We start from the raw sequence: 6,011 nt of genomic DNA, 5'->3' as shown, positions 1-6,011 counted from the left end.
TAGGGGGAATAGCTCGCACGTCAGCCAGTCTAAGAGGAATAGCTCGCGGATCAATCAACTTAGGGGGAATAGCTCGCACGTCAGCCATACCAATGTAACGGACTCAAGTAGGTTGTCATATAGGACTTTATGTCCTAAAATGCAAGTAAGGCCATCCACTATTGGTCAACTACCGGTTTAACCCGATGCATATGACTCATTCAAATTCTAAGCTAGAGCTAATTAATCAATTGGCTTTAACCACACCACCGTATAAAAACGATGCACTAGCGCTGGCAAAGAGACTAATACCACGTATTCAAGAAACAATAGTTTCAAAAACGAATGAAAACGATGGAAACAAATGTATAGCCACCTACAGCGCTATTGTATGGACTCTAAATAGCTACAGTTTTATAGGATCGTTCAAAAATGAACAATCGGCTGGCAATATAGTACAAAACCATTGTCGATCTACCTCTGGCGTTATACCCATGTGGGGACAATGCGGAGAATTCCTACTTAATGTCAAAGGCACCCAATGTATTGTCAAGTACACGCCTTCAATTGTTGGCTCCGTTGAAGTCAATCAAGTTTTCACCCACTTTGAGTTCTTTGCAACAAAACAGAACCAACCATTCATATCTGAAACAGGATACCGGTCGCATTTTGATAAAATTCATTTTGGCTTAACAGTTGACCAGGCAGCTTCTTCAATATTTTCCAATCATTTAAAAGAAAAAAAAAGACCGACACTGCCAAAATCAGTTAGACAAGATATACCTTCTTGGTGGAACTCTTGTTTAATACCAGATGGTTACGAACTTGTAGAAGCAATATTGCCTAAATACAAAGCCTTCATAGCCAAAAAATGGGCAAAAGAAGCAGCAAAATATCTTTAAGCGAAAGAATTCACATCAAAGAATTAAACGCCAGAAGGTATAAGAATCTTAAATTTCAAGTGTAAAGGTATCAAATCTGCTAAAAAAAATCGAGGGCGAAAATTTTAGCCGCTAAAATTTTTTGAATCGTACACAGAAATATAACCACGAACTCAATTTAACTGACATATGGATAAAATTAAACGAGATATGCCCAGATATTCATCCCCTCTTAAGCATATGCACTTTAAGATCCGAGATGAATGTTTAACTGGATATAGTGATCTTTGGCCAACTCCAACAGGAGATGAAGTTAGAGAGATTATACGAATGACCACCTTAACCGGCGGTCAGGTTGCTAAGTTAGTTGGGTTAACAAGTAACGGGAGTAGAACTGTAAGGCGATGGGTTAGCGGCGAATCGCCCATTCCATATGCTGTTTGGGCTATCTTATGCGATTGTGCAGGGTATAGTTCAATTTGGTTACGTGGGGAAAACCAATCAGAAAATAAAGATGACATCAATCAGACATAAGTTATTTTTGCTATTGTTTAGCTTGACATGATAGGACACGGTGTCCTATGGTAAAGCACCAAAAGCCGGGCATTTTTCAATAAACCTAGTCGTAGCGAGAATACATTGAAACGTATTCAGGCTGGAAGGGCCTCTTCCGGTGATCGCTTTGTAGCGCCCTATTATTCCAGTGGTAGTGGTTTAACTGATCGGAGTATTCAAAGACCAATAGGTACGATAATTACTAGGGACCGTTGGGCTGTCATTAATGGCGATAAAATGAGAATACTCCAAGTCCCAGAGGTCAAAGTCGCTATGGGATTTTCTGAATGTTGTGCCAAATAATCGCAATGATGCGATATTTATGCTTGATAATGCTGTATGCCCCCCTGTTTCGGCAGACATTTTAAACGCCCTACGACATGCAGCTTGATTTACAGAACCATGATCTAAACTAATTTATGACAACAATGATTGAGTAGTGATTTATTACAGAGGCGAAACGAAAGGATAAGTAGCCCCGACAAGTGCCGGGGCTTGCCGCGATGCTGTCACATCACGACACAGGCGCGGGCCTGGTCCATTATTAGAAACTTATTTATTTAGGCGGTCAATATGTCTGCGAAAGTTTATAAATTTCCCGATATTGGGAAACCCCCACCTCCACCTACTAATGAAAAAAAGAAAAGTCCAAACATAAGCATTTTTCGCAAATTGCTATATCCAATTTGGCTTGTGTTAGCCCTTTTCTGGGGTTTGGTTAAATGGGTAATAGCTTTGGATGTGCTATACCAATTTCTGCGCGCAATTTATTATTCTGGCACCCCTGGAAGTATGGCTGGATGGTATGCGCTTTTCCATTTCGTCGTTTTCGTTACCCTCACCTACTTTGTAGAATTTTACGGTCCCCGCAAATTTTAGCCGCTAAAATTTCTTTGACTTTATTTATTTGTTTAGCTAAACTTTTCCAATATCTGGCGGCTGTCACCGTCTTTTTTCAATCGGCGCGGAGCAATTAAATGAATGAAAAAACACTAGGAATTGTTTATGAAAAGACTAACCGAAAAACAATTCAACCAAGCAGTAGACGGCTTAGGTGTAGGGGATCAAACGAAGGAAATCGCGCGAGGGGTATTGGTCGATGGAAAGTCTCAAGCAGAGTATGTGAAAGCTCTGGATTTGACAAGAGGAGCGGTTTCGCAAGCGGTGAAGCGAGTCTGGGAGGCTCACTTAGCAAAAGCCGAAGTGCCGGAAGGATACGAGCGGGTAACGGTAATACTGCCGAAATTTCAGGCCCTTCAAGTGAAGAAATGGGCAAAATCGGCAGAAAACCAATGAAAACATTAGTCACTGCAAACCAAAAAGGTGGTGTGGGGAAAACCGCAACTCTAGTTCATATAGCTTTCGATTTTCTTGAACGTGGACTAAAAGTAGCGGTAATTGATCTTGATACGCAAGCTAATGCATCATTTACTCTAAAAGCATTCAAGTCTGGTTTGAACGCCAGTGGGTTGCTATCAGGTCAAATGCAAGACTACGAAAATGCCTCAGCTAGTTCTAATGGAATGACTTTGATTGAATCAGATTTAGGACTTGCGAATATGGAAAAGATGGAACTGAAGGACGCCGGAGGTAATTTTCGTGCTGCTATTCAAATGCTATCCGCTGCTGGATATGACGTATGCTTAATTGATACAGCCCCTTCTTTGGGTATCACGATGGGTGCTGCACTACTTGCTGCCGATTATGTTTTATCGCCCATTGAATTAGAGGCTTACAGCATTCAAGGTATAAAGAAAATGGTTACTACCATTGCTAATATTCGTAAAGTGAATCCTGCTCTAAAGTTTTTGGGCATGGTCCCAAGTAAGGTTGATGGTCGTAATCCTAGACATAGTAGACATCTGGCAGAGTTGACCCAGGCGTATCCATCGCTAATGGTTCCTACTGGTATAGGTCTACGCAGTAGTATCGCCGATGCACTCGCATCAGGTATTCCGGTATGGAAGATTAACAAGACGGCAGCTCGTAAGGCTAGCCAAGAAGTAAGAGCGTTAGCGGCTCATGTTTATCAAGTAATGGAGATTAAATAATGAGCGCAAGTAGCGTGGTAATGTCCGGTGGCCTAGGTTTAGAAGGTATTGGTGATATTGCTGGTTTGCTGTCGGAACCGACAGCTAACATTGACAGTGATGGACGACTGCTAATAAGCATAGATCTGATTGATGAAGATCCTAACCAGCCCCGCCGTAAAAATAATCCAGGTTTCTCAAAAGCACAAATAGAGGAATTAGCTGGCCTTATCCAAGACAGAGGAGTTAAGAAACCTATAAGCGTTCGCAATCATCCAGACGTACCAGGGCGGTACATGATTAATGACGGTGCTAGACGATTTAGAGCATCAAAATTAATTGGATTAACTGTTATCCCGGCAGTCATCGACAATGATTTCACCAAATTGGATCAGCTTATTGCAAATACGGGTGTTCCAAATACTCCTATGGAGTGGGCTATCATAATTGGCGAAGCCGTTCAAAGTGGCATGAAGAAAGGCGTAATCGCTAAGAAACTAGAAAAAACGAATGGCTGGGTGACTATCCATCTTGCGTTATTGTCCTTACCAAAGCCGTTAGATGATGCATATAAAAATGGCCGCATTACTGACGCTACTATCATCTACGAACTTGTAAAAATTTATGACTCTCATCCCGATGAAGTAGAACTTTGGTTAAAAGTAGAAGGGCAAGAGTTTACACGCGGGCAGCTAGCCCTATTCCGTGAATTCATCGAGGAAAAAACGCAAAAGCAAAAAGAAGAGGAAATTATTAGCAAGGTCATTGTTCCTCCATCAGTTGACCATTCAGATGAATCTACCAGTTCTTTAGATAATAGCCGTATCAGCCATGATAAGGCTTCTAGTAATATTGATGATAGTAAGGAAGTTAGTGAACAGCAACAAGGGAACAACGATATTCAAGGAAATCATAAGCTGCAATCGCTGAAGCCTGCCGATTCTGCAAAATTTAAAAAAGCAATTATTCAGGTTGAATATGACGGTCGTCCCGCAAGACTACTTCTTGATCGTAGACCATCTGCCAGTGGCTACGCTTGGCTGAAATATGGTGACGATGGAGAAGTGTTTGAAGCTGCTTTAGATAGCGTTCGACTTATTGAGCTAATTGAAGGTTAGTTTTTTACTATTACGCAGGTGTGCCTAGCTTAATGCTATCACTTTGAATTCGATTGTTTGGAGAGAATTTAATGAAACAACGCCTATTGGTAATGAACGGTAGTCGTATCCTTCAGCGCGAACAAGGTGATGGACAGTGGGAAAACCAGAGGGTCGAAAAAGCAAATGGCGTTAAGCCTGGCATCTATAACATATATTTGTCAAAGCAAGCAGATAAAACTAAAGAATACAGCGGAGCCATTATTCATGCGGATAAAACGAAATTGTACCAAATGATTGGTAAAGACTTCGTAGTGCATAATAAAGAAGATTTTGAACCGAATATACCTAGCATTGGGCAACTAAAGACAATTAGCTACGATAAACAAGGCAAAGCGGTCGCATTAGTAGAGGGTTTGCTCAAGACTGGACTCTCGCGGTAATTTTAGCGGCTAAAATTATTAGGCTTATAAGCGCATTATATCGTTTACAGCTTATTACTTAATCACTCTGGGGAATTCGGAATGGCTCTTGATGAATTTAAAGTGCGTAACGATAAGTCGCCTAGCCCGTTAAGCAATCGAGGATCTTACCCGGTTTACGACAATATAATTTCAGATGTTAGCACTCCTCTACTTGTGGCCGATGAGTTGGTTGAATCGGCCCAAGAAGCGGAGCGCGAGCAGCAAGCTTATTTAGAGGTTACATCAGTTGAACAATCCTTCCAGGAAGCATTAATTGTTTATGTTTACGCCAAACATGAACAGGTAGATAGGGTTGAGGATAAATTAGAGAACTTAATTGAAAAGCAACAATCTCGTTTACAACAATACCAAGCGACAAAACCTGGGCTTTTATCTTTACCAGGTGCTAGACGGGCTTGGCAAGACCAGCAGGCACAACAACAATCCAGATTGCTAGCAATGCAAGCAAAACTTGAAACTGTCCGAGAAATTCGTGATGGAATGGGTTTACATTCTCCAAAGATAGAAGAACTCGCTGAGCGCAAATTACGGAAACATCAGCCTGAAATGGCTCAAGAATTCGATAATGCTTTGGAAGTTCAAAGACGGCATAGTATTGTTACACGGATGAAGCAAAGGCACATCGAGAGTATCGGTATAGGTAGCCCGTTGACACTAAGTATTTCTCAAACAAGATAGGTATTTATTTGACAAAATAGGACATAATGTCCTATTATAAGACATCGAAGGCCGGGCTCTTTGCCAAGGTCAATTTACCGGAGGAACCGATGTCAGTCCTTAATACTAATATTTCTAACGATAGCGGCGAATGGCTAGAAGACTCCACTACAGGACGTTTTAGCCGTATAACAACAACTCCAGAAGAATCAACTTGGGTGTGTAATGTTTGTGGTGAGGGTGATGCCGATCCTTATGAGGATGGCTGTACTTGCTGTGGTGCCGATGCTGATACATATTTAGCATTCAATTAGATTTCTAGGTAGA

At 41.3% G+C, this 6,011-nt stretch carries 8 protein-coding genes; all 8 read left to right on the top strand.

Going from position 1 to position 6,011, the window contains the following annotated elements; genetic code table 11:
* Positions 1-185: 185 nt before the first annotated feature.
* The gene (locus tag CWO84_RS24150; protein WP_133120662.1) at positions 186-881 is read left to right on the top strand and encodes a hypothetical protein; all 696 of its coding nucleotides are present in this window, start codon (positions 186-188) and stop codon (positions 879-881) included.
* 168 nt (positions 882-1,049) lie between these two features.
* The gene (locus CWO84_RS10210; protein ID WP_276308151.1) at positions 1,050-1,394 is read left to right on the top strand and encodes a hypothetical protein; all 345 of its coding nucleotides are present in this window, start codon (positions 1,050-1,052) and stop codon (positions 1,392-1,394) included.
* Positions 1,395-2,420: 1,026 nt separating this feature from the next.
* A complete protein-coding gene (locus CWO84_RS10200; protein WP_101052534.1) occupies positions 2,421-2,711 on the top strand; it encodes a TrfB-related DNA-binding protein in 291 nt (96 codons plus the stop codon).
* Positions 2,708-3,466, top strand: a complete 759-nt coding sequence (locus CWO84_RS10195; protein ID WP_101052532.1) for a ParA family protein — start codon at positions 2,708-2,710, stop codon at positions 3,464-3,466. The genes CWO84_RS10200 and CWO84_RS10195 overlap by 4 nt, the downstream gene beginning before the upstream one ends.
* Positions 3,466-4,563 (top strand): ParB/RepB/Spo0J family partition protein, encoded by a 1,098-nt coding sequence (locus CWO84_RS10190; RefSeq protein WP_101052530.1) that lies wholly within the window; start codon positions 3,466-3,468, stop codon positions 4,561-4,563. The genes CWO84_RS10195 and CWO84_RS10190 overlap by 1 nt, the downstream gene beginning before the upstream one ends.
* A 71-nt stretch (positions 4,564-4,634) precedes the next feature.
* Positions 4,635-4,985 carry a KfrB domain-containing protein gene (locus CWO84_RS10185; protein ID WP_101052528.1) on the top strand — a complete coding sequence of 117 codons (351 nt, stop codon included), beginning with the start codon at positions 4,635-4,637 and terminating at the stop codon, positions 4,983-4,985.
* 81 nt (positions 4,986-5,066) lie between these two features.
* Positions 5,067-5,705 carry an IncP plasmid survival protein KfrC family protein gene (locus CWO84_RS10180; RefSeq protein WP_101052526.1) on the top strand — a complete coding sequence of 213 codons (639 nt, stop codon included), beginning with the start codon at positions 5,067-5,069 and terminating at the stop codon, positions 5,703-5,705.
* A gap of 89 nt (positions 5,706-5,794) precedes the next feature.
* Complete coding sequence (locus tag CWO84_RS24145; RefSeq protein ID WP_133120661.1) at positions 5,795-5,998, top strand: primase-helicase zinc-binding domain-containing protein; 204 nt, start codon at positions 5,795-5,797, stop codon at positions 5,996-5,998.
* Positions 5,999-6,011 lie beyond the last annotated feature (13 nt).

Origin of the sequence: Methylomonas sp. Kb3 (genome assembly GCF_002834115.1) — a bacterium.
Lineage (GTDB): Bacteria > Pseudomonadota > Gammaproteobacteria > Methylococcales > Methylomonadaceae > Methylomonas > Methylomonas defluvii.
The sequence above is the reverse complement of the archived record's forward strand: the minus strand, read 5'-3'. Positions and strand labels throughout refer to the sequence as shown.